The 21,106-nt window shown below is 53.0% G+C and carries 19 protein-coding genes; 11 read left to right on the forward strand and 8 right to left on the reverse strand.

Annotated features, from left to right (window positions below; translation table 11 throughout):
* Positions 1-45: 45 nt before the first annotated feature.
* From J0X12_RS06075 to J0X12_RS06095, 5 genes are all read left to right on the forward strand, one after another.
* A complete protein-coding gene (locus tag J0X12_RS06075; RefSeq protein WP_207043296.1) occupies positions 46-1,116 on the forward strand; it encodes a C4-dicarboxylate TRAP transporter substrate-binding protein in 1,071 nt (356 codons plus the stop codon).
* Positions 1,104-1,658: a TRAP transporter small permease gene (locus J0X12_RS06080; protein WP_207043297.1), complete on the forward strand. Its 555-nt coding sequence runs from the start codon at positions 1,104-1,106 to the stop codon at positions 1,656-1,658. Before J0X12_RS06075 ends, J0X12_RS06080 begins: the two co-directional genes overlap by 13 nt.
* Positions 1,659-1,664: 6 nt before the next feature.
* Complete coding sequence (locus tag J0X12_RS06085; RefSeq protein ID WP_207043298.1) at positions 1,665-3,005, forward strand: TRAP transporter large permease; 1,341 nt, start codon at positions 1,665-1,667, stop codon at positions 3,003-3,005.
* Positions 3,006-3,222: 217 nt separating this feature from the next.
* Positions 3,223-4,284 (forward strand): TauD/TfdA family dioxygenase, encoded by a 1,062-nt coding sequence (locus tag J0X12_RS06090; RefSeq protein WP_207043299.1) that lies wholly within the window; start codon positions 3,223-3,225, stop codon positions 4,282-4,284.
* A 133-nt stretch (positions 4,285-4,417) separates the two neighbouring features.
* Positions 4,418-5,257: a PhzF family phenazine biosynthesis protein gene (locus J0X12_RS06095; RefSeq protein ID WP_207043300.1), complete on the forward strand. Its 840-nt coding sequence runs from the start codon at positions 4,418-4,420 to the stop codon at positions 5,255-5,257.
* Positions 5,258-5,330: 73 nt separating this feature from the next.
* Here J0X12_RS06095 and J0X12_RS06100 read toward each other — a convergent pair whose 3' ends face one another.
* Positions 5,331-6,455: a mandelate racemase/muconate lactonizing enzyme family protein gene (locus tag J0X12_RS06100; RefSeq protein WP_207043301.1), complete on the reverse strand. Its 1,125-nt coding sequence runs from the start codon at positions 6,453-6,455 to the stop codon at positions 5,331-5,333.
* A complete protein-coding gene (locus J0X12_RS06105; protein ID WP_207043302.1) occupies positions 6,452-7,201 on the reverse strand; it encodes a GntR family transcriptional regulator in 750 nt (249 codons plus the stop codon). Before J0X12_RS06105 ends, J0X12_RS06100 begins: the two co-directional genes overlap by 4 nt.
* Before the next feature lie 228 nt (positions 7,202-7,429).
* Here J0X12_RS06105 and J0X12_RS06110 point away from each other — a divergent pair, with 228 nt between their 5' ends.
* Positions 7,430-8,863, forward strand: a complete 1,434-nt coding sequence (locus tag J0X12_RS06110) for an NAD-dependent succinate-semialdehyde dehydrogenase (protein WP_207043303.1) — start codon at positions 7,430-7,432, stop codon at positions 8,861-8,863.
* Positions 8,864-8,868: 5 nt separating this feature from the next.
* Here the strand turns inward: J0X12_RS06110 and J0X12_RS06115 are convergent, their stop codons facing one another.
* The 6 genes from J0X12_RS06115 to J0X12_RS17570 form a co-directional block, all read right to left on the reverse strand.
* Positions 8,869-9,750, reverse strand: a complete 882-nt coding sequence (locus J0X12_RS06115) for a 3-methyl-2-oxobutanoate hydroxymethyltransferase (RefSeq protein WP_207043304.1) — start codon at positions 9,748-9,750, stop codon at positions 8,869-8,871.
* Positions 9,751-9,790: 40 nt separating this feature from the next.
* A complete protein-coding gene (locus J0X12_RS06120; RefSeq protein ID WP_207043305.1) occupies positions 9,791-11,077 on the reverse strand; it encodes a TRAP transporter large permease in 1,287 nt (428 codons plus the stop codon).
* Positions 11,074-11,598, reverse strand: coding sequence for a TRAP transporter small permease (locus tag J0X12_RS06125; protein ID WP_207043308.1), 525 nt, complete (start codon positions 11,596-11,598; stop codon positions 11,074-11,076). The genes J0X12_RS06120 and J0X12_RS06125 overlap by 4 nt, the downstream gene beginning before the upstream one ends.
* An 81-nt stretch (positions 11,599-11,679) precedes the next feature.
* The gene (locus J0X12_RS06130) at positions 11,680-12,738 is read right to left on the reverse strand and encodes a TRAP transporter substrate-binding protein (protein ID WP_207043310.1); all 1,059 of its coding nucleotides are present in this window, start codon (positions 12,736-12,738) and stop codon (positions 11,680-11,682) included.
* 81 nt (positions 12,739-12,819) lie between these two features.
* Positions 12,820-13,584 (reverse strand): phytanoyl-CoA dioxygenase family protein, encoded by a 765-nt coding sequence (locus tag J0X12_RS06135; RefSeq protein WP_207043312.1) that lies wholly within the window; start codon positions 13,582-13,584, stop codon positions 12,820-12,822.
* Positions 13,568-15,235: a GMC family oxidoreductase N-terminal domain-containing protein gene (locus J0X12_RS17570; protein ID WP_207043313.1), complete on the reverse strand. Its 1,668-nt coding sequence runs from the start codon at positions 15,233-15,235 to the stop codon at positions 13,568-13,570. The genes J0X12_RS06135 and J0X12_RS17570 overlap by 17 nt, the downstream gene beginning before the upstream one ends.
* Positions 15,236-15,771: 536 nt before the next feature.
* Here J0X12_RS17570 and J0X12_RS06145 point away from each other — a divergent pair.
* The 5 genes from J0X12_RS06145 (at position 15,772) to J0X12_RS06165 (ending at position 21,093) form a co-directional block, all read left to right on the forward strand.
* Positions 15,772-16,794 (forward strand): amino acid ABC transporter substrate-binding protein, encoded by a 1,023-nt coding sequence (locus J0X12_RS06145; RefSeq protein ID WP_207043314.1) that lies wholly within the window; start codon positions 15,772-15,774, stop codon positions 16,792-16,794.
* Between the two features lie 107 nt (positions 16,795-16,901).
* Positions 16,902-17,966, forward strand: a complete 1,065-nt coding sequence (locus J0X12_RS06150) for an amino acid ABC transporter permease (RefSeq protein ID WP_207043315.1) — start codon at positions 16,902-16,904, stop codon at positions 17,964-17,966.
* A complete protein-coding gene (locus tag J0X12_RS06155) occupies positions 17,966-19,051 on the forward strand; it encodes an amino acid ABC transporter permease (RefSeq protein ID WP_207043316.1) in 1,086 nt (361 codons plus the stop codon). Before J0X12_RS06150 ends, J0X12_RS06155 begins: the two co-directional genes overlap by 1 nt.
* 15 nt (positions 19,052-19,066) lie before the next feature.
* On the forward strand, positions 19,067-19,786 hold the full coding sequence (locus J0X12_RS06160; RefSeq protein ID WP_207043317.1) for a GntR family transcriptional regulator: 720 nt from the start codon (positions 19,067-19,069) through the stop codon (positions 19,784-19,786).
* Between the two features lie 47 nt (positions 19,787-19,833).
* Positions 19,834-21,093 carry a pyridoxal phosphate-dependent decarboxylase family protein gene (locus J0X12_RS06165; RefSeq protein ID WP_207043319.1) on the forward strand — a complete coding sequence of 420 codons (1,260 nt, stop codon included), beginning with the start codon at positions 19,834-19,836 and terminating at the stop codon, positions 21,091-21,093.
* The last annotated feature ends 13 nt before the right edge of the window (positions 21,094-21,106 follow it).

The following is a 21,106-nucleotide window of genomic DNA, read 5'->3' on the forward strand; positions in this document are numbered from 1 at the left end:
ATCGGCAATAAAGCCGAAACTGAAGTCTAACAATAGGGGAGAAAAATGAATTATATAAGTAACTTAAAGACGCTCGTTTGTGCGGGGTTATTGACTGTAGCGGTTGCATTGCCGGCGAGTGCCACCAGAGTCCTGACATGGACCGATGGCAGTCCAAATCGTGGTACGCGTGCGGAAGCGGCGCAATGGTTTGCGGACGAGTTGGAAAAGCGCACCAATGGTGAACTGAAAATCGAATTTCATTGGGGCGGCGCGCTTCTGAAGCCAAAAGCTGCGGTCAAGGGTATCGGTGCGGGCGCTGCGGACATGGGGTTGGTGCTGGGTGTATATAACCCCAAACTGCATCAGGCCTATATTCTTGGCGATCTACCGACAGCTTATTCGGATCCGTGGGTGAGCACCCGTGCCATTTACGATCTGGTGCATCAGAACGAGGATATGCAGGCGGAATTCGCCAATTCGAACCTGCAATATATTACCAACGTGACCTCGACCGAAATTCAACTGATTTGTAAGGACAAGCCTGTCAAGACATTGGACGACGTCAAGGGGTTGAAGATCCGCGGTATTGGCGTCTATGGCAAGATTTTCAACGATTTTGGCGCGACGAATGTGGCAATGCCTGTTTATGAATCATATCAGGCGATTGACACAGGTCTTGTGAATTGTACGCAGATTTATGGCTATGCTATTCCGGCGTTCAAACTTCAGGAAGTTGCAAAAGATATTACCAAGCTTGATTGGGGTGCCTTGCTTGGTCTTGCCTATGTCATGAACAAGGATACCTATAACAGCCTGACCCCTGAGCAGCAGAAAATCATCAATGAACTCGGCGCTGAATCCATTGATTATTACGTTGAAAAAATGATGCTGGACAACGATGTCCTGACTAACAATCCAAACTCTGAAATTGATGGAACCAAAGTAAATATCTATGAGTTCTCGGATGCGGATAAAGCGCGCCTTCTGGAAGCGACCAATAAATATCTCGAGGAATGGCAGAAAAGTGCGACTGAAGCGGGGATCGATGCCGTCGCTTTGCAAAGTCAGTTTCATGACCTTCTGAAGAAGTATGACGACGAGCGGAAAGCCAAGGGCTATCCATGGAACCGCTAACCGGGAACTCCCCGGAGAGGCCGGGGCCTTGGATTTTGCAGAAACTGGAGGGGGTACTTGTAACCCTCTCCATCTGCTGCATTCTCGGCATTTGTGCCATTATCAACATCACCATTTTCGGTCGGTTTCTGTTCGGCGTCTCGATCCCCGATGATGTGATCATGGTGCGGGAGTTGATGATTGGCGCTGTGGTTCTGCCGCTCGCCTATGTCGCGGCGGAGCGAGCACATATCATGGTGGAGGTATTTACCAGCCATATGCCCGATCGTTGGCAACCGGGTCTGAACCTTCTGAGCTCGCTGGTCGGGAGCTTGATGCTCCTTCCCATCCTGTACGGAGGCTATCTCGACTTTGATAGCGTGACTTCTGACGGCGCCTATTTTTTTGGTGAGCTGAATTTGCCCGAATGGCCAGGGCGCCTGATTTTCCTGGTTGGTTATATCGTGTTTGTTTTGCGGCTGTTTGTGTTGACAGGCAAGGACGCCATGACCGTCGTCCGATCCTTTACGCACTCATCGTCTCCGCCTTCCGAAGAAAGCTAATTTCCCATGGATCCGTCAACTATTGGCCTGTTCGGCTTTATTATCACCCTTGTGCTTATCTGCCTGCGCGTGCCTATCGGATTTGCCCTCGCCGGCCTTGCCATCATCTGCACATATCTGTTCTTCGGGTTTAAGTCCGGCGATGAATTTCAGGCAGCAAAGGCGGTTTATCCGACGCTGGCGCTCATTTCCTCGAATGTGTTCGAGTTTCTGCATTCCTATCCGTTGAGCATGGTGCCCTTGTTTATCGCGCTCGGCCATATCGCCTACCACGCCGAGATTACCACGGATATCTACTATGCGGTGCGTGTCTGGCTGGCGCGGGTCCCGGGCGGACTTGCCATGGCCTCCGCAATCGGCTGTACAGGCTTTTCGGCCATCACCGGATCCAGCCTAGCCTGTGCGTCGGCGATGGGGCGGATTTGTATCCCGGAAATGATGCGCTTCAACTATAGCCCGCAGCTCGCCACCTCGACGGTGGCGATTGGCGGCACCCTCGGGGCGCTGATACCACCGAGTATCCTGTTCATCATGTACGGCCTGTTTACCGAGCAATCGATCAACAAGCTGTTTCTGGCGGGTATCATTCCCGGTCTCTTGTCACTAGGTGGTATCCTCACGGTCGTTTTTGTCTGGTCCAAGCTGAAGCCGCAGGATGCACCGACCGCCGACACGACCTATACGGCGCGTGAACGCTGGCGGGCGACCTTTCGGGCCTGGCCGGCCTTCTCGCTTTTCCTGATAATCATTGGCGGGATCTATGGCGGGATCTTTACCGCGACGGAAGCCGCAGCAGTTTCGATGTTTATCGCGTTGGCGTATGGAGTTCTGGCGCGCAAGCTGTCCTGGGCGCATTTCCTGCAAGCGATGAAGGACACAGCGGTGCAAAGTGCGACCATCTTCTTTATCGCTGTCTGTGCCAAGATGTTTGTCGCCTTTGTTTCCCTGACGGGCCTGACCCACGACCTCATCAGCCTCATTGAGTATTACCAGATGTCGGACTGGGCCATTCTCATAATGATTGCCTTGATCTATCTGGTGATGGGGATGTTCCTGGATCCGCTGGGAATCATGCTGTTGACCTTGCCGTTTGTCATCCCGTTGATTGAGGGAATGGGCTATGACCTGATCTGGTTCGGCGTTGTTGTTGTCAAGCTGCTGGAAATAGGTCTGATCACGCCACCTGTGGGCCTCAATGTCTTTATTATCAATAGTGTCGTCAACAATACCATACCGGTACACACCATATTCCGGGGCGTCATCAATTTCCTCGCCATGGACATCGTTGTCTTCGCGTTGATCCTGGCGTTCCCCATCCTCTCCCTATTTCTTCCAAATTCGCTATAGGCGCGGGAGCAACAGTAATGTCACGATAGTTTGCAACCTCTAAATTTTTTCGTTCTTATGATTGAGCTGAAAGCCATTCATTTTCGGCTCGATTATCAGCTGGCTTTCGATCATCATGCTTATCAGTACACACTGGGATTTGGGTAGTCTTGTGATAGGATTTCAGGTGTTTGAAATGGAGTAGTGAACGAAGCGATCTAATAAAAAGGTTGTAGTAATGGAGAATGAAAAGAAATTTCCCCCGCCGAAGATCGACACGCCGAGCGCATGGTATGGACATGAAATGGCGAAGAATACGGATATCTGGCTCACGGATCTCTCATCAATCGAGGTGTCGGAACTAGAAGATGCTGCTGAACGCTTTCAGGCACGTAATCTTGATCTGGTGCAGATATCGCCGGACAATTTCCCGCTTCCTCAGTTAGGGCCGAAATTGGCGCGATTGCGCAATGACTTGATGCATGGCATTGGCTTTGAACTTCTGCGTGGCCTGCCGGTGCAACAATACAGCCAGAAAATGGCGGCAACTATATTCTGCGGCATAGGATCCTATCTCGGCGCGGCGAGGTCGCAAAATGCCGCTGGTCATATCCTCGGCCATGTGCGGGATGTCGGCAGGGATATTAATGATGCCGGGACGCGGATTTACCAAACATCAAAGCGTCAGACATTTCACACGGACTCAACGGATGTCGTTGGTCTTATGTGCCTCCGTACGGCGAAGGAGGGAGGGCTTTCTCAACTGGTCAGCACAGCGACGATCTATAATGAGATGCAGCGGCAAAGACCGGATTTAGCCGCAGAGATGTTTAAACCTGTGGCAACTGATCGCCGAGGGGAGGTCCCTCCAGGCGAGAAACCCTATTTTGAAATTCCGGTTCTGAACTGGTGTCAGGGATACTTGACAGGTCTTTACCAACGGCAATATGTCAACAGTGCCCAGCGGTTTCCAGACGCGCCCCGGCTTACCGGCAAGCAGGTGGAGGCCCTTGATTTTTTTGATTCTCTTGCAAATGATCCTGAGCTTCATCTCTCGATGCAGCTGCAACCGGGAGATATGCAGTTCGTTTATAACCATGCACTTATGCATGATCGGACGGCGTTCGTCGACTGGCCTGAACAGGATAAAAAGCGCCACTTGCTGCGGTTATGGCTGTCGCTGCCGGGCGACCGACCACTGCCGGACTGTTTCCGGCAACGCTATGGCACTATCGAGATTGGCAATCGTGGCGGCATTATTGTTGAGGGAACGAAGCTGAATGTTCCGCTGGACGCATAGACAGGGCCTTGCTTAGGAAATGGCGGCAGTTCAAATGCGCGTCAATTGAAATCCATTGAGGGAATAGTTAAATGCCTTGTTAAAGGTTTGGTCTTTTCAAACCGTGGTGTTCTCTTGATGTTTGGAGGCCTTGATGAATGTGCTGAAAATTGCCGCTTTCTCTGATGGAGCTAAAGGCGGAAATCCAGCGGGAGTTGCCCTGAGCGATACGCTTCCCGCCCCGGAAAAAATGCAGGAGAGCGCTGCGGAAGTGGGGTTTTCAGAAACGGCTTTTGCGGCGCTGGAAAAGGATCAAAAAACATGGCGGGTCCGGTATTTTTCACCGGAATCTGAGGTGCCGTTTTGCGGTCACGCGACAATAGCGCTCGGGGCGGCACTGGCGGAAAAATTCGGTCCGGGAAAATATATGCTACGCCTTAATGACGCTGAAATTAGCGTCGAGGGGGAGAAATTGGAGGGTCGTTATGCTGCGGCCTTGCAGTCTCCGCCAACGAGAAGCGATCCATTGGGGCAATCGGAAATAGAGGCGACATTGGCTCTATTCGGATACTCTCACGACCAGCTGGATGACAGTATCCCGCCCGCGCGCATTCACGGTGGAGCAGATCATTATGTTTTCGCCCTTAAAAACCGGGATGATCTAAGGTCCATGAATTATGACCTGGATTCTGGTCGGCAGTTTATGAGAAGCCGGGATTTGATCACCATTATGCTTTTATGGCGCGAGGACGAAACAACCTTTCATGTCCGTAACGCGTTTGCCTCAGGCGGCGTGCTGGAGGATCCCGCGACCGGGGCGGCCGCGGCGGCGTTTTCCGGATACTTGAGGGACATTGCCTGGCCGCATGGTGGCAAGATAAACATCATACAGGGGGAAGATATGGGCGCCCGTTCCTTGATAACCGCTGAAATTGGCGATGAAGCCGGGAGTTCAATACGGGTCTCGGGAATGACCCGTAAGATGGATGATTGACAGGCTGCTCAAGCATCCCTGCATGTTCCTCTGTTAAGAAAGAAGGTCACGGCCCTGATAATGGCAACATCAGTCAGGAATGCGGAACAAGGTATTTTTTGAACTCATTCAGGTCCGGTTCCACGCCAAGACCGGGACTTTCTCTCAAGGTTGCCATGCCGTTGGAGCCCGATAGCATATCGCCAACAAGATCGGTACGAAGCGGGTTCAGGTTGGCATCTACTTCGAGCAGGCCATCGCCGCCCGCCGCCGCCAGAGCGTGAGCCGAGGCAACAAGACCGATGCCGCCGCCAAGATAATGTGGACAATAGCGGGCACCGGAGGCAATTATCCGCCGGGCCAGCGGGACGCATTTCGACAGGCCGCCCCATTTTGCAAGGTCCGGCTGAATCACGGAGAGGGCTTTGTGAGCAATCGCTGCATCGAAGACGTCATCGCCAGCCATGTTCTCACCGCCAGCCAACGGCATGGGCGCGACGCTTTCTAGCTGAGCCCATTCCTTTTCGCGTCTGTCAGCGGGAATGGCCTCTTCAAGCCAAGAAAGGCCATACTCCTCAAAACTGCTTGCGGCATAACAGGCTTCCTCGATGTTCCATGCCTGGTTCGCGTCGGTCATCAACTGCCTGTCAGGCCCCAGGAGATCCCGAAGTGTTCTTAAATTCCGATGGTCGAGTTCCAGTCCAAACCCAACCTTCAATTTGATTGCCGTATAGCCGTCATTTAGTGCTGCTTCTGCCAGCCGTTCCGGCCTGTCCGGGCTCAAGCCACTTGCGTAGATCGGAACCTGGTTTCGATCGCCACCCAGCCTTTTCCAGATCGGCAGGCCGTCCTTCTTGGCGGCTAAATCGTGCAGCGCGATATCAAGGCCCGCGATACATTGTGCAATTGGCCCGGCTTCCCCGGTTTGTATTGCAAGAATTCGTGTTAAACCGGTTAATTTATTAAAAGCGGATTCGGTGTCGTGAAATGTTTCGCGTAATAGTATCGGAGCAAAAACATCATCGACAAGCCGCGCGCGATGTTCCGCACCGACATTCGGAAAGTTGCACCATATCTCGCCCCAACCGGTGACGCCATCTGCATCACGGAGGCGGATAAGTACCATTGGCCGATCCCGCATTGTGCCGAAGGAGGTAACGACTGGTTCAGTAAGCGGGTAGCGAAAAACGAAGCACTCAACTGTCTTGATATCGATCATGGTTTCATATCCATGTCGAAGCGGATACAGTCCGCGCGGTAGATGACATCAGCAAGGTAAACAATTTCATTGTCTTCTTTCGTTAGAAGCCGCCGGACTTTGGCGACTGGATCTCCTATCGGGTATTCGAGTAGTTCAGCCGTTTCAATATCGCATTTTCCGATGGTCACCCGTTGCCGGGCGTTGGCGATATTCAGATTTTCCAAACTGTAAAGAACCGGGAGGACGAGTTGTGTGCGAAACTTTTCTTCTGCCCGTCTGAACACCGTCTCTTCGATGTAGAGGGAAATGATGCAGTATTTCATGTCCGAACGCATATGCGTGCGTTTCAGATGGTAATAAGAGGGGGCGAGAAGACCTTCCTCTTCCGAAATACTGGGCTGGATAAGGCCTTCCTCTATATTCTCGACATTTGGTTTATCGCCTTTGTAAATGTCGATCAGATCGGCCATTGTCGTCTCGACGCGCAATGGTCGCCGGGCAATCGCCTTCTGTGTCACGACCGTTCCACGTCCTCGTTCGGGCAGTAACAATCCTTCGTCACGCAGCAACCTGACGGCTTCTCTTATCGTAACACGGGCAACGGAAAACTCCGCCATCAGGCTATCGAGGGAGGGGAGAATGTCGCCGGGTTTCCATGTGCCGTCATATACCCGTTGCCGGAAAATTTCGGCCACCTGATGGTAAAGTGGAATGGCTCCCGTTCGAGAAAGTGGCGTATGTCGATTTTGTTCGGAGTTATCCATTTTTACCGTGTACCCTGACCCAGAACTGGAAGCTTTCTGTATATAGTTACTTGCCCAATTTGTCACTATATAGTACTAACTTATTAAAGGTCTATCTTTAGGATGTTTAAAGTGGACGGTTAGACGAAAAAATTGAGATTTCCGGCTTCTCCGATGCATATAGTCAGACGGGTGACGGCCAACCTTTCACGCCTTGAAAACCCAATTCTTATTATGAAAGCTTGAAATATGTCATACGAAGAACTTGCGCTGCTGATCGACGGGCGCTGGACACAGGGAACCTCCGGCAAGACGGAGACAGTAGTAAACCCGTCAACAAATGAAGCGTTGGGGGAGTTACCGCTCGCCTCCATTGCCGACCTGGATGAAGCGCTTGAGGCCAGTCAAAAAGGCTTTGACGTTTGGCGGAAAACGCCGGCCATTCAGCGGCAGACGATTATGGAGAAAACGGCGCGTCTGCTCGAGGAACGGATGGACGTCATCGCCGCCAACCTCACCCGCGAGATGGGGAAGCCTCTTAAGGAAGCGAGGATGGAACTTGGCGCGGCGATAGATGTGCTGCGCTGGTACGGGGAAGAGGGAAAGCGCGTCTACGGCCGCGTTGTTCCGTCGCGCATCACAGGCATGCGGCAGACAGTGAAGAAAGAACCTATCGGACCGGTTATTGCGTTTGTGGCGTGGAACTTCCCGGCCATCAATGTGATGCGTAAGGTGGCCGGCGCTATCGGCGCGGGATGTTCCATCACCATCAAGGCCAGCGAGGAGACTCCGGGCACCTGTATTGCGATCGGGCGGGCGTTTATGGACGCCGGACTGCCGGCGGGCGTCTTGAATATTGTCTTTGGCGATCCGGCAACCATATCCTCTCATCTTTGCGCGTCCGACATTCCGAGGAAACTGTCTTTCACCGGAAGCGTTCCGATTGGCAAGCATTTGCAGAAGCTGGCGGCCGACAAAATGATGCGCTGCACGATGGAACTGGGCGGACATGCCCCTGTCCTGGTATTCAGTGACGCGGACATCGACGCGGCTGTACGCAATTGCGTGGCCGGAAAATATCGCAATGCCGGTCAGGTCTGCGTCTCTCCCACACGGTTTCTTGTGCAGGAAGCTGTCTACGATAAATTCGCGACTGCCTTTCGGGATCAGGCGTCGAAACTTGTCGTCGGTGATGGACTTGCCGAGAAAACGGATATGGGCCCGCTCATTGCGGAGAGGCGGATTGAGGTCATGGAAAATTTCATGGCGGATGCGTTATCAAACGGCAGCAGCTTGCTGACCGGAGGTGAACGTCTTTCCAATAGCGGAAGTTTCTTCGCACCGACTGTTTTAGGAGACGTCACCGACGACGCCCTGATCATGAATGAGGAGCCTTTCGGACCCATCGCGCCTATTTCGAGATTTTCCACACTTGATGAGGCAATCGAACGAGCAAACCGTCTACCGTTCGGCCTGGCGGCCTATGCGTTCACCAAGAACGCAAAGACAGCAGCGGCATTAAGCTCGGAAATTCAGTCGGGCATGCTGGCGATCAATTCCCTGATGGTGGCGTCGGCCGAAACGCCGTTCGGCGGCATAAAGGACAGCGGCTATGGATCGGAAGGGTCGATTGAGGGAATGGAGACATTCCTGACGACACGTTTCGTAACTGAAATATTCTAACGTGATTAGCCCGGCAGGGGATGCCGGGCTAAAAATTCCTCGATAACCGCGTCGTCAATCTCGACAATGTTTTCGGGTGCTGGATATTCTCCGGACCTGATATCCGCCGCAAATTCCGAAAACGCGGCGATACGTTCCTTTTGCATATCCTGCCGCATTTTGTGAAAATCCCGGTAGATTTTGGCGTGGCGCGGGAAGGGACCTGGACCATCCCCCAGAATGTCCTGCGCGAACAGGAACTGAACATCGCCACCGTCACCGGATCCCAGGGATACGGTCACAAGGGACGTACGTTTTGTAAGCTCGCTCAGGATACGATGCGGAATGACTTCGCATTCAACCGACCACGCACCGGCTTGCTCCAGATTCTTGAAATCATTAAAAATACTTTCCGCTTCTGCGACAGTCTTGCCGACTGCCCTCAGCCCACCTGTCCAGGTGCTGCGCCGCGGTACCAATCCGGCATGTCCCTGTACAGGAATCCCCGCTTTTGCCATTGCTTCAATGAATTTCAGACTCCACGCGCAGTAAATGCCATCTCCGCCACCTTCCATGGCCTCAAAGCCAATTCGAAGGGCCTCCTGTTCACTCGTGCAGAGGGTCAGGGGCATGCAGAATGTGGTGAAGGTGCGCGGCGCGGCGTTACAAATCGCAAAGGATTCCCTCGGATCGAGAGGGTTCCAGCGAACATTGATCAGGTCGATGCCTGCAGCTTCGGCGGCCGCGGCCTCATCCGGCGTGAAGGCAAGGATTTGGGTCAGTTGCTTCTTGCCTTTCAGGTCCCGGATGTCCCGCACCGTATAGTTACGGAGGCAGACGTCGCCTGCCATTGTGACAACGCGCTTTAGGTCTTGGGGCGGACTGGACGTCTCACTTTGCTTTTCCATTGCGCTCTGTTTGTCCTTTCATTTATTGGGGGAATGCGGCTCAACGAAGCAGATTGGGTAGCCACAGGCTGATTTGCGGCAGCAACGTGATCACCACCAGCATGGCAAGCAAACCGAAGATGAAGGGAAGGACAGCGACAATCATCTTCTCGATCTTGATATTCGCAATCTGCGATGCGACGAAAAGATTGACCCCGAGAGGTGGTGTCAAGAAAGCGATTTCGATATTCAGGATCAGAATGATCCCAAAGTGAACCGGATCAATGCCGAAGGACAAAATCAGAGGGACCAGCACCGGACCCAGAATGATGATGGCAGACAGTGTTTCCATGAAACAACCGATGACAAGCAACAGGATATTGATCATCAGCAGGATAATCAGTGGATTTTCTGTGGCTTGTGAAAAGATCTCGACAAGGGTCTGCGGTATCCGCTCTAGTGTGATGACACGCGCAAACAGCGTTGAACTGGCAACCACGATCATAAGTGCGCCGGAGATGACATGTGTTCTCTCGAATGCTTCCTTCAGCTTTCGCAGAGTGAGGGTCCTGTATATGACGCCACCGACGAACAGGGCGTAGACAACCGCAACTACTGAGGCTTCGACCGGGGTGAAAATGCCCGTATAAATCCCGCCGAGGATAATAAACGGCATGGCAAGGGCCGCTTTACCCTCCCACAGGGTTTTCCAGATGCTTTGCTTTTCTTCTTCCGATTGGATGACGGGCTTAATACCGTGATATCGCGCGACGCCATAGGCGATCCCGGCCAGAACAATGCCGACCATGATTCCGGGTATCACGCCGGCGATAAACAGGTCGCGGATCGAGGTGTTGGCGATGATCCCATACAGGATGAGCGGATTGCTTGGCGGGATCAGGACACCCAGCGTTCCACCTGTCGCGGCAGTTGCGGCGGCGTAGGAGGGGGGGTATCTATCACGGATCATGGCGGGGATCAGGATCGCGCCGATGGCAGCGGTGGCACCCGGCCCGGATCCAGAAATCGCTGCAAAAAACATGCAGGAGAAAATGGTGACGATTCCAAGGCTGCCCGCGACATGGCCAATCATCTGACGGAAAATGCGGACAATCTGCTGGGTAATCCCACCCTGTTCCATCAGGTTACCGGCAAATATAAAGGCCGGAATGGCCAGTAGCGGAAATTTATCCAGACCGTTCAGAATGCTTTGGGCCGCAACCTCCACCGGAGTTCCGAGCACAAAGGCGCAGGCGAAGCCGACAAGACCCAGAGACACATAAATGGGGACGCCAAGGATGAGGAGGGCGGGAAAGGCGAAGGAAAGTATAAGCTCAACTGGCGTCACGATGTGATCTCCCCGGAACTAGGTGCTTGAAGGGCAGGAGGGTCAACAAACCGAGAAAGAATTGTGAATATGATAGCAGCGGAAAAGCCGATCGCGGGGGCCAAGAACAAGATATTTTCGTTGAAATTGAGAGTCGGGGACAAATTGGGGTAGCGGAAGCCCTCGATTAGATTCTCAATTGAATACCAGGTGAAAAGGACGTCGAAGGCAAGCACCGCACACCATTGCAGTTGCGAGACGATCCAACGGCTGCCCCGTCCCAACTTGGCGATCAATTCAGAGAAGAATTCGACCCGCAGATGCGCACCAGTTTGCGTCGCATAGCTGGCGGCGACGAAGATCATGGCAATAAAGGAGAACCGGGCGAGTTCTTCCGTCCAGTCGAGTTGCCAACGCATTTGTCGGGCAAGAACCTGAAAGAACAGGCTGCCAACCATGATGGTCAGGGTGATGTGGGCGGCCCAAAGTTGCGTTTGCCTGAGGAACTTGAAAATAGGGCCTGTAATGTTCGTGGTGCGCATGCCTGCCTCTTTAGCACGAAAATGTCGGGCCTCCCATACGGGAGGCCCATTGAGTATTTATCTCTTGTAACGTTATCCTCGTTACTTCATTTTCGCGCGGTATTCCTCAATGATCGCAACCGCTTTATTGGCGACCATTTCTCCATCCGGACCAATATTCTGATAGTAATCAGGCCAGATTTTGCGGGCCTTCTCAACCCACTCGGTCTCGTCCTCGATATCTGTTACGACGACATTTTGCTCTTTTGCTTTTTCCCACCAATGAGCCTCATCGATAGGCTGCCACCAGCGGATATAGTCGGTGGCTTCCTTGCCCGCGCGCAGAATTGCCTCCTGATGCTCTTTGGAGAGACCCTGGAACCAGCGTTCCGACACGATAATCGGGTGGGTGAGGATGGTATAATGGAAGCGGGTCATCCGGTTGATAACTTCGTAAAACTTCATTCCGATAACGTCGGTTACCGGATTGTCGCCACCGTCAACCACACCCTGTTGCAACGCGTTGTAAAGCTCTGTCCAGCCGAGTGGGACAGGATTGGCACCCCAAGCCTTATAGGTAGCAATCATCACAGGATTCGGCGGAACCCGCATTTTGAATTTGGCGAGATCTTCAGGTTTTTCGATCGGGTCGTCCGATTTATAGAAGAAAGCACGCCAGCCGCTATTCTCCCAGCCGACGATTCTGACACCTGCTTCTTCAATTACACGCGGCACCAGAAAAGGCGTCAAGTTGTCTTGAAGGTAGTTAACCTCTTCGGTGCTGGTTGCGATGTAAGGCAGGATAAAGACATTCAGGCTTGGTGCCATCGTTGCCAGGTTGTTTGTCGCCGGCAAGGAGACATGTATCTGTCCCTGACGGGTCTGCTTCGCCATTTCGCGTTCGCCGCCCAATTGGCCGCCCGGGAAAATTTCCCCGCGGATTTCATTGTTCGTATATATGGCAACAAGTTCAGTAAAGCGTTTTAGGGTCGCCGTGTGCGAACTCCATTCCATATTCACAGTGTGGGCGACTACCATTTTTATCTGGCCGTCCTTTTCTGGCAGGTTCTTGTACGTATACGGATTTTCTTCCGCATGTACAACCGGTGCTACCAGCATGGCCAGCGCAACGGCTACTCCCGAAAATAACAAACGTTTCATTTTTTTCTCTCCCTCTAGATTAATTGATTATTGTTTTTATTGGTACGCATGTACCGGCGAGGATACGCCGGATTTCGCTACTTACTGGGTATTGCAGATGTCATTTTTACCGCACTTGTCTGTTCCCTTGACGAGATAGAGACGCCGCTTGGAAAGATCCGGCACACCCATTTCCTCTACTTGCCTGCGGGCAAGCTCACGGTCAAAATGAGAGGTTGCGGGCATATAGCGGAAAACCAGCCCGCCGCGCCGTCGTCCGGAATTGTTGGGCTCGGCGCCGTGAACCAGATTGACGTCGTGGATTGAAAATTCCCCCGGCTTCAGAATGACATCTCTTGGAGGTTCAAAATCATACTTGCTGATATCAAGGGACTGGTTGAGGACTATCTTGTCACTGTCATCGCGGTCATGGTCATACAGAACCTGATCCTTGTGTGAACCTGGAATTACGCGCATGCAGCCGTTATCCACATTCACATCATCAATGGCGATCCAGGCTGTCACCGTCGCCAAGGGACGAATAGGCCAGTAATGACCATCCTGATGCCAGGGCGTCGCCTTTCCGCCAACACCTTTTTTGGCAAAGAGCGCCGAGCCCCAGACAATTATATCGGGGCCGATCAGGTCGGAAACGATATCGAGGATTTCCGGTGACTTTGCGTATTTGAGCCAGCCTTCGTCCTGATCGATGAGATTAGCCGCGTAATCCTGATCGATGCCAGGCTGGCGGGCGAAGAAAGTTTCCATCGCCTCATTTAGCTCTGCCACGGTTTCGGCCGACAGCTTCTTGGGCGAGGTTATCTGCCCATCTTCGTAGTACTTTGATATTTCAGCCGGCGTGAGCATTGATGTCTCCCTGTACAAATTTTGGCCGTTGTATATCCGGCTTTTGTTGTTGAGCGCCTTGCAGAACGAGTTCTGCGCCCTTTTCACCGATCATGAGCGAGGCGGCATTCGTATTCGCTGAGGTTACCTTGGGCATGATGGACGCATCAATTACCCGCAATCCTTCGACACCCCGCACCCTGAGTTCAGGATCGACCACCGCCAAGTCATCCGATCCCGCACGGCAGGTGCCGGTACAGTGGAAAACCGTGCCACCATGGTGCCGGGCAAAGTCAAGCAGTTCCTGATCTGTCGTGAGGTTGGCACCCGGGAGGATTTCCTTGTCCCACAGGGGCTTGAAGGCAGCCTGTTGATAAATTTCCCGTAACATCTTGATCCCGGCAACAATTGTCTTGCGATCAAGATCCTCCTTTAGATAATTCGGGGTAATCCGGGGAGAGGCGAATGGATCATTTGACTGTATATCGACGCGGCCTCGGGAAAGCGGATGGCATTGCCACACGGATGCCGTGAAGCCTGAAAACTTATGGAGTGGGTCGCCGGGCTTATCGACCGATAGGGGCATGACGTTAAATTGTATGTCGGGGCGTTTTCCATCCGAATATTCGGTGCAGGCCGCACCGCCGACTTGCCCCGCACCAACTGTCAGTGGGCCTGTTCCCTTGAACAACCATTCAAGGCCCATGGCCGCTAGGCTGATCGGATTGCGAACTGCGTCATTCAGGGATTGCGGATTGTTTAGGCGGACAATGGTCCGCGCCTGATAGTGATCCTGTAAATTGCCACCGACGTCCGGCGCATCCACTTCGACCTTGATGCCGTGTTGCTGAAGTAGATCGGCTGGGCCTATCCCGGATAGCTGGAGTAGCTGGGGTGATTGTAATGCACCGGCTGATAAAATGACCTCGCGATCTGTTTCCGCTGAGTGCTTCTCGTCATTATTCACCCATTCGACACCTGTTGCCCGCCCATTATAAATTTCTATGCGAGTGACCTGCGCGCCCGTGATCACCGTCAAGTTCGGCCTGGATAGAATTGGGTGCAGGAAGGCGACGGCTGAACTCTCCCGCCACCTTTTGCCGATGCTTAACTGGTAGTTTCCGACGCCGTAGGTCGATGCGCCATTGAAATCCTTGTTCAATGGCAGCCCAAGCTGTTGTGCGGCCTCAACCCATGCCTGGCAACTGGGATTGTCGTTGCGCAAATTTGAGACAGATAAATCTCCCTCATTTCCCCGGTACTGGTCGGGTTCAGCTGAATTATTCTCAAGCCGTCGGAAGTAAGGGAGGACTGAATTATATGCCCATCCCGTTGCGCCGAGCTTTTCCCAGTCGTCGAAATCATCCGCCTGCCCACGAATGAATATCAGGCCATTTATAGAGCTGGAACCGCCGATGACTCGTCCACGAGGCCAGATAATCCGGCGGCCTGCCGTACCTTCATCCGGTTCGGTCGGGAACTGTCTGGAATACCGTTGATCCAGCATCGATTTGAAATAACCGACCGGTAGACGGAGCCAGAAATTACGATCCCATCCTCCTGCCTCGAGCAATAGCACGCGGCAGTTCGGGTCCGCAGATAGCCGGTTGGCAAGGACGCACCCCGCCGAGCCGGCACCAACAATGATGAAATCATAACGTTCTACGCGCACAAGCCATTCTTCCTTCACATGGCATGAAAAAGCACCGCTAACCTGAAATCAGTGCTATTCGATTTAGTTATTGAACGGGTTGCGACATTCGATACGGCATTGCTGCAGTTGTTTGGTTATTTATAATATCACTAACGTCCTATATATAGGATGTTAGAAATTAGTGCCTTTGTCAACACCCTAGATGGGTTAGTAATCCAGCCCTTCGTCGGGAGCGGGATTCCCGCCTCAATCGCCGAAATTTCATTCATGATAAAATCTCTTGAGCGGGCTTTATCTGTATTGAACGGTAAGGTCGCTGTGCCTGCCGAGCCATTACCTCCTGACACAAAATACCAAGATGTTTCTGTGTGCGTTCACGAGTCCTTTGCCGGATAAGCTCATGGTTTTTCTGGGTAAATGTCCCTGACGTCCTCGTGAAATATAAGATATTGAAATATGATATATCAAATGACATAATTCACGACATGGCCGGTTAGGATGTGGCACACCAGGTCAGAGGAACAAACGTCACACATGCTCAGGAAGGATGCGATATGATAAGAAGTTCGATTTTTGCTGTTACGGTAGCGTTATGCTTTGGAACTGGTGGGGCGGCCAATGCGGCAGATCTGCTTGACGAAATTAAGGATCGCGGAGAATTGGTCTGCGGCACCCTGAACTACATCGCGGGAGTTGGCTTCCTCGATGACAAGGGGGAATGGAGTGGTTTTGACGTTGATTTCTGCAAGGCGGCAGGGGCGGCAATTCTTGGGGATCCAAAAAAAGTTAGATTTGTTGCAACAACCGGTGCGCAAAAATTTCCGGCCCTGCAATCAGGAGAAATCGACATCCTGTCCCGTAGTGTAACGGAAACCATTTCACGCGATACGACTCTCGGCTTCAGCTTTATCGGTCCCAATCATATGACCGGTCAGGGATTTATGGTCCATAAAGACACAGGTGTGACCGATGTTAAGCAGCTGGACGGTGCGTCGGTCTGTGTGCTTGCGGGCACCACAACCGAGCGGTATTTGGCCGACTGGTTCAAGGCAAACGGAATGTCATTCCAGCCTGTGGCTGCGGAGAACAGCGATCAGATGTACTCGATGTATTTTGACAAGCGGTGCGATGCGGTGACGATGGAACCACCCTATCTTGCTATCCGCCGTGCACGGGCCGCAAGTCCGGATGATCATGTGATTCTGGAGACACTTATTGCCAAATCATTTGAGGCTCCGGTTATCCGTGAAGGATCGCCCAAGTTTTTCAAGGTTTTGCAATGGATGCATTATGGAATGATCACTGCGGAAGAGCTCGGCATTACCCAGGCAAATGTTGATGAGGTCGCAAAGACGTCGACAAACCCTGTCGTGCTGCGCTTTCTCGGCGTTGAAGGGACGATTGGATCTGACATGGGCGTGCCTAACGACTGGATGGTCAAGGTCATCAAGGCTGTGGGTAACTATGGAGAATTCTACAACAACACTCTTGGCAAGAATTCCCACCTGCAGGTTCCGCGTGGTATGAATGCGCTTTGGCGTGATGGTGGCGCAATGGTCGCTCCTGGCTGGCAATGAGATCAGGCCCAGCCTTTCAAGACGTACCCGGGAGGGTACGTCTTGCACGCTTTGTTACTCGGCGGGAATTTCAGTCGCAGGCGCTGTTCATTGTCATAGCGGTTCTGTTGGTTTGGGGAGCAATTCAGGTCGCTGCCGATAATCTGGCGGAATCCTCCGGAAAGTCCGGATTTGCATTTCTGTGGCAGAAGGCTTCCTTCGAATTGGGGGAAAGCCTGATTCCCTACAGCGCCGGAGACACCTATTTCAAGGCCTTTGTCGTGGGCGTTTTGAACACGTTGAAGGTGGCTGCGCTTGGTATTGTTCTTTCAACATTTATTGGGTTGATCATTGCCCTGGGACAGCTTTCAAAAAGCGTGGTGATTGCGCGCTTGTGCCGTGGATATGTAGAAGTTGTGCGAAATGTCCCGTTGCTGCTGCAGCTTTTGTTTTGGCATACGTTTCTGTTGCGTGGTTTGCCGACGGTACGGCAGGCCCTGTCACCGGTTGACGGGGTTTATCTTACCAACCGCGGGCTTTATCTGCTGTCCCCGGTGGCGGAACCGTCCTTCTGGATTGTGATGCTGGCATTGGCAGGCGGGATTGCTCTTGCGGTTGGATTATGGTTCTGGCATCGCAAGACAAACGCCGCTTTCCGCCTGTGGCCATGGGGCCTGACTATCGCGGTATTGCCGGCCCTCCTGGCAGCCTATGTCGCGGGGGCGCCAATCACTTGGGAGATTCCACGGCTAACCGGTTTTAACTTTACCGGAGGGATGACGATCTCCCCGGAGTTTACCGCAATGTTGTTAGGGTTGAGCATTTACACGGGTGCGTTCAATGCGGAGATTATCCGCGCCGGTATTCTGGGCGTATCGAAAGGTCAAGTCGAAGCCGGCCTCTCCTTGGGCCTCCATCCGGGGCAGGTGATGCGGAAAATCGTCCTGCCGCAAGCGCTGCGCATTATTATTCCGCCTATCTCAAACTCCTATCTCAACCTTACCAAGGAGAGTTCCCTTGGTGTGGCGATCGGCTATCCCGAAGTAGTGCGAGTGGCCAATATCACGCTCGCTGAAACCAGCCAGTCACTGGAATGTGTTTCGATTATTATGCTCATTTATCTGATCCTCAGTCTGATCACATCGCTGATCCTGAATGTCATGAACGCCCAGACGTCGAGAGAGGAGCGATAATGTCGGAAGTTGTCTTACATCGACTCCCCTGGTGGCGAAGGCTGACCGCAGAACTGACCAAGTCGCCGGTATCGGCAGTCTTGAACATTGCTGCTTTGGTTGTATTTGTATTGATCGCAATCCCATTGGTTAACTGGGCCTTGATCGATGCGGTCTGGACGGGAGAGTCCGGGGACAGCTGTCCGCCAGGTTCCGGCGCATGTTGGGCTTTTATCGGCAGTAAGCTTCGGCTTATCCTGTTCGGGCGTTTTCCATATGATGAACAGTGGCGCGCCTTTGCAGGGACTGTTATTCTGGTCGCGCTGGTTGTGATCTCCCTTAATCCGGTGTTTTGGCGCAAATGGCTGCTGCCGGTCTGGATTGCCGGGCTTCTCTCCTACGGAATTCTGATGTGGGGAGGGGTTTTCGGGTTAAGCTTTGTGGAAAGCTCTCTATGGGGTGGATTGCCACTTACTATTTTGCTGACTGTTTTCGGTGTGGGATTCGGACTGGTGATCTCGGTGCCGATCGCCTTGGGACGACAATCAAAGCTGCCGGTCTTTCGACTGTCTGCGATTGTCTTTGTCGAGGCCGTCCGTGGTGTCCCATTAATCAGCGTCCTGTTTATGGCTTCCGTGTTGTTACCACTGATTATCCCTGACGGCTTTACGCCGGATGGTCTTGGCCGGGTGTTGATCGGGCTTGTTTTATTTCTTGCGGCGTATATGGCAGAGGTCCTGCGCGGCGGCCTTCAGGCGATCCCGAAAGGCCAATATGAGGCCTGCAGGTCCCTGGGAATTGCCTATTGGCCGATGATGCTGAAGGTCATCTTGCCACAAGCGTTCGAAACGGTATTGCCGGCAATGGTCAATCTTTTTATCGGGGCACTGAAAGGAACGTCACTGGTTGTTATCGTTGCCATGATGGATCTGCTCGGGGCGGCTCAGGCGGCACTCGCGGACCCGAAATGGATCGGGTTTTATGTCGAGACATATGTTTTTGCCGGCATAATTTATGCGCTAATGTGCGGAAGCATTTCGTGGTACGGGCGCCAGACCGAACGCTCCCTTCGTGAAATGCGGGAACAATCGAATGACCGGCGATAAAGAGGACAAGTTATAATGGTTTTGCAAACCGACAATCCAAAGGCAGACCCGGCGACCAAGGACTTGCTTGGCGTGGTGGACCGTGGTCCGTCCCTGACCGACCAGGTGTATGAAAAGCTGAGGCGCGGATTACTGATGGGTGTCTGGAGCCCCGGGGAAAAGCTGACTGCCCGAAAGCTGAGCAGGGACCTGGGTGTCAGTTTGACGCCTGCGCGTGAAGCGATTATGCGCCTCGTGAATGAAGGGGCGCTGGATGTATCGGAGAAACGGACATTCTCCACTGTTGACCTTAATTGTGAGCAATACAAGGAAGTCATGCGGCTTCGAGGTGCACTTGAACCGATCGCGATCGAGCTGGCCACACCACTGTTTTCAGAAGAGGAAATCACCCGCCTGATTGACCTGAACGAGCAGATGAAGGCGATGATCAGCGAAGAACGGTACAATGATGCCTTGCAGATCGATTCCGAATTTCACCTGTCGATTTGCGACCGCGCGGAACAGCCGCTCATGCGGAGTATTATCGATACCCTGTGGTTGCGGGCCGGACCGACACGAAACCGCTTGTCCTACAGCTATCGCAAACGCCTGATCGGGTATGAAAATCATAAACGTATAATTGCCGCCATCCAGTTGCGCGATGCCGCCGCCGCCGCCGCTGCGATAGAGCGCGATCTTTCCGAAGGCGCCGCTGTCATTGTTGCTGTGTTGAGTGGTGACCAGCCGGATAGCTAGCTTTCGACCCTTCCCATCCAGACGCTCAGTTTTTGAAAGGAATTCCCATGACAAATACAAGAAACGCATTTCCTAAAGGCGGCCGTGACTGGCCGGATCTTCAGCGTGATATTCGGGCACGTTGCGCTGATGATATTGACTGGCAGCATGGGCGAACTCCGTTATTTGTTTTTCGAAATGATCAGGAAACTTACGAAATTGGCCGGGAAGCCTTTTTTGAGTGCTTCAGCGAAAACGCCTTGGGCCGGAAAAGGGCATTCTTTGGAATTGGGTCCATGGAAAAGGAGGTTCTGGATTTCGGCCTCGATTTGTTCAGCGCTCCGGAAAGTGGCACAGGCGCGTTTACGTCTGGAGGAACAGAAAGCATTTTCATCGCCATCAAGGCCGCCCGCGAAGCGCATCGGGCCCGCAATCCGTCTCAGCGTGGTGACGTCTTGAACCTCGTCGTACCGATCACCGTTCATCCAGCTTTCGACAAGGCGGCGGAGGCGATGGACCTTGAAATGCTGCGGGCACCGCTCCGGGCTGATAAAAGGGTCGATCCAGCTGAAATGAAAAAGCTTATAAATGACCGGACGATTGCGATGGTCGGTTCGGCGCCCTGTTTTCCCCATGGGGTCATTGATCCGATCGATGAATTGAGCGCTATTGCCTTGGATGCGGGTATCTGGTTGCATGTGGATGCCTGTGTTGGCGGCTGGATTGCGCCCTTCTTTACGCGGATCGGGCGGCCAACCCCGCATTTTGATTTCCGGTTTGAGGGTGTTCGGTCCATTTCGGCGGACTTGCATAAATTCGGGTTCTGCCCGAAGCCGGCCTCGACAGTGTTTTACCGAGATGCGGCAGATCTTGAACGGGCGACGTTTAAATCCAATTCCTGGCCGAACGGGCCGTTTGAAACCCCTACTCTCGTTGGCACCAGGCCGGGCGGCGCGGTCGCGGGGGCCTGGGCGGTGCTCAATCATCTGGGTATAGAAGGCTATGAGGATGCCGCGCGGCGTCTGGCCAAGATGACGGATCAGTATTGCGAGGGGATTTGCGCCATCGAAGGGATGGAGCTGTTGGCCAAGCCCGATCTCTCGATCATCAATTACGGATCAACCGAGGTCGATATTTTTGTTGTTTCCGAGAATATGATGAACCGCGGATGGCTTTCCGGCCTGACCCGCGAACCCAAGGGCATGCATGCGATGATGTCCCTTTTGCATGACGGGGCTCGCGAGGAATTCCTGAAAGACTTGCGGGAATGTGTGGATCTGGCACGTAAATCCCCGAATGCTGAGGCCAAGATTCAGGCCAAGTATTGATTTCTGGCGGCGA

This window comes from Sneathiella sedimenti (assembly GCF_017313765.1).
Lineage (GTDB): Bacteria > Pseudomonadota > Alphaproteobacteria > Sneathiellales > Sneathiellaceae > Sneathiella > Sneathiella sedimenti.

Bases quoted from the DNA above. Each gene is read 5' to 3' on its own strand.
- J0X12_RS06080 (WP_207043297.1), top strand. From the start codon at position 1,104: ATGGAACCGCTAACCGGGAACTCCCCGGAGAGGCCGGGGCCTTGGATT.
- J0X12_RS06155 (WP_207043316.1), top strand. From the start codon at position 17,966: ATGTCGGAAGTTGTCTTACATCGACTCCCCTGGTGGCGAAGGCTGACC.
- J0X12_RS06130 (WP_207043310.1), bottom strand. From the start codon at position 12,738: ATGAAACGTTTGTTATTTTCGGGAGTAGCCGTTGCGCTGGCCATGCTG.
- J0X12_RS06145 (WP_207043314.1), top strand. From the start codon at position 15,772: ATGATAAGAAGTTCGATTTTTGCTGTTACGGTAGCGTTATGCTTTGGA.
- J0X12_RS06135 (WP_207043312.1), bottom strand. From the start codon at position 13,584: ATGCTCACGCCGGCTGAAATATCAAAGTACTACGAAGATGGGCAGATA.
- J0X12_RS06105 (WP_207043302.1), bottom strand. From the start codon at position 7,201: ATGGATAACTCCGAACAAAATCGACATACGCCACTTTCTCGAACGGGA.
- J0X12_RS06115 (WP_207043304.1), bottom strand. From the start codon at position 9,750: ATGGAAAAGCAAAGTGAGACGTCCAGTCCGCCCCAAGACCTAAAGCGC.
- J0X12_RS06165 (WP_207043319.1), top strand. From the start codon at position 19,834: ATGACAAATACAAGAAACGCATTTCCTAAAGGCGGCCGTGACTGGCCG.
- J0X12_RS06160 (WP_207043317.1), top strand. From the start codon at position 19,067: ATGGTTTTGCAAACCGACAATCCAAAGGCAGACCCGGCGACCAAGGAC.
- J0X12_RS06110 (WP_207043303.1), top strand. From the start codon at position 7,430: ATGTCATACGAAGAACTTGCGCTGCTGATCGACGGGCGCTGGACACAG.
- J0X12_RS06125 (WP_207043308.1), bottom strand. From the start codon at position 11,598: ATGCGCACCACGAACATTACAGGCCCTATTTTCAAGTTCCTCAGGCAA.
- J0X12_RS06100 (WP_207043301.1), bottom strand. From the start codon at position 6,455: ATGATCGATATCAAGACAGTTGAGTGCTTCGTTTTTCGCTACCCGCTT.
- J0X12_RS06075 (WP_207043296.1), top strand. From the start codon at position 46: ATGAATTATATAAGTAACTTAAAGACGCTCGTTTGTGCGGGGTTATTG.
- J0X12_RS06095 (WP_207043300.1), top strand. From the start codon at position 4,418: ATGAATGTGCTGAAAATTGCCGCTTTCTCTGATGGAGCTAAAGGCGGA.
- J0X12_RS06090 (WP_207043299.1), top strand. From the start codon at position 3,223: ATGGAGAATGAAAAGAAATTTCCCCCGCCGAAGATCGACACGCCGAGC.
- J0X12_RS06085 (WP_207043298.1), top strand. From the start codon at position 1,665: ATGGATCCGTCAACTATTGGCCTGTTCGGCTTTATTATCACCCTTGTG.